The sequence below is a fragment of the Streptomyces sp. NPDC054932 genome (assembly GCF_053610205.1).
Map to the genome: position 1 here is coordinate 379 of NZ_JBSGXU010000371.1, position 1887 is coordinate 2265.

Annotated in this window: 2 protein-coding genes and 1 pseudogene; 1 reads left to right on the forward strand and 2 read right to left on the reverse strand. The window is 71.9% G+C overall.

Going from position 1 to position 1887, the window contains the following annotated elements; translation table 11 throughout:
- Window positions 1-641 (reverse strand): helix-turn-helix transcriptional regulator (locus ACWGE1_RS40845; protein ID WP_453425535.1); only part of this gene is annotated, 641 nt, incomplete at its 3' end.
- A gap of 546 nt (window positions 642-1187) precedes the next feature.
- Between ACWGE1_RS40845 and ACWGE1_RS40850 the strand changes: the two are divergent.
- Window positions 1188-1280, forward strand: a pseudogene (locus ACWGE1_RS40850) (SAM-dependent methyltransferase); the annotation flags it as partial.
- Between the two features lie 171 nt (window positions 1281-1451).
- On the opposite strand, the gene ACWGE1_RS40855 reads toward ACWGE1_RS40850, so the two are convergent.
- A partial coding sequence (locus tag ACWGE1_RS40855) for a DUF4232 domain-containing protein (RefSeq protein WP_376167742.1) occupies window positions 1452-1887 on the reverse strand: 436 nt, incomplete at its 5' end.

A 1887-nucleotide genomic window follows, 5' to 3' on the forward strand; every position in this document is an offset into this window, starting at 1 on the left:
GTCGGCGTGGGGTCTGTGATGCGGTCCAGGCGGAAGATGCGCCAGTCGTTGCGGCCGGTGTCGTGGGCCAGCAGGTACCAGAGGTCGCCGGAGGCAACCAGGTGCTGTGGTTCGACCCTGCGGGCAGCCGCCGTACCCGCCCGCGTCGCGCAGTCGAAGGTCAGCACCTCGTGGTCACGGCATGCCACCGCCGGCATGGCGAGGAGTTCGGGGGCGACGCGCGGGCCTGCGGTCTCCCAGGCGATTCCCGAGGCGGCGGCCTGGAGCGCCGAGACCCGGCCTCGCAGCCGGCGGGGCAGCACCTGCTCCAGCTTGGCCAGGGCCGGCAGGGCCATCTCCTCGATGCCGGCCAGGCCGCCGGCCGCGGTCCGCAGGGCCACGGCGATGGCCACGGCCTCGTCGTCGTCCAGCAGGAGCGGCGGCAGTTCGGTGCCGGCAGCGAGCCAGTAGCCGCCGGCGTGCCCGCGGGCGCTGTCGACCGGACAGCCCAGGTCACGGAGCCTGTCGACGTCCCGGCGGACCGTGCGGACGGTCACCTCCAGCCGCTCGGCCAGGTCCGCACCGGACCACTCCCGGCGGGTCTGGAGCAGCAACAGCAGCCGCAGCACCCAACGATCCGGGTCTTCCCCGGCCTGCGACACGCTCACCTCCTCCGGAAGGCGAGGAAGCGTACCCCCATCCCTGACTACGGCTGGACACCTGCTGGATCCAGAGATGCCGGCATCGTGCGCCTGGGCGATCAGGTCGGGTGGCACAGCCACATGGAAGGAGATGGCTGCCGGCCGCCCATCGATCGTGGCCTGGAACGCTTCCTCGTCGAGGGGCCGGCCCGTGTGATTGATCGCGAACGGCCGGTCCGGTCCGCCCCTCCTCGCCCATTCCCCGGTGTGCCACCTTCTTTCCACCCACGCGCCGGTCCCGCGCCTCGGCGCACCGTGACCCGGTCAGCCGCCAGAGCGGCTCACTGGGCCATGTGCAGCATGTCGGCGCACACTGACCGCAGGGGAAATGTTTGCCCCGGCCCCTCTCGCCGCAGTGGATGATCCAGCTGATGGAACGCGGCCGAGCTGCAACCGGAAAACCGGCACACCCACAAGGATGAATTCGTGGTGAGCCAGTCGGCCAGCAGGCGGTTGAATCCCGTGCTCCGCTGGACCCAGTACACCGACCACCCCGCCGACCCTGGCATGGACATCCTCGGGAACCCGGCAACCGCCCTCGAGATCGGCAGCGGCCCCGGCCGGGCCGCGGCCTACCTCGCCGAGCAGGGTGTGAAGGTCACCACGGTCGACCTGTCCCCGATCGCCGTCGCCAACAGCAGCGAGCGGTACGACCCCTCGGCGTCGAGTTCGTGGGGCAGCCGTTTCCAATGGAAGCGGCTGCTGCTGCTTCTGTGCCCGGGCTGTGCAGGCCGTCGCCCACCAGCTGCGGGGCAGCCGAGCCGCGCCCGGTCAGAGGGTGTCGAACGAGTCGCGCGCGGTGAAGTGGTAGAGCCCGACCCTCGGCTTGGCGACGGTACCCGTGGTGGCGAGCGGCAGGCTGACGCCGTCGGCGTTCGGCATGTGGCTCGGGTCGGCCAGGATGTTGATCTCGTCGGCCACGGGACCGCCGCCGCCCGAGGGGTTGAGGTCCACCGCCGCGTACGTGGTCGCCCCGGGCCGCACCGGGTGCGCCGGCGCGCCGCCCAGACCCTCGGGCGGCGTGGCCTGGATGCCGAGGGCGGAGCCCTTGGCGCTGAAGCCGACGGCGGGGTGGAAGTCGAGGCCGCACGTGGTGGAACCGTTGTTGGTCACCGTGACGACCCGGACGGTCGCCGGGAAGCCCTGCGGCGAGGTGACCTTGACGGTGAGGTTCCTGGCGGAACAGGGGTGGGTGTAGGCATAGGCG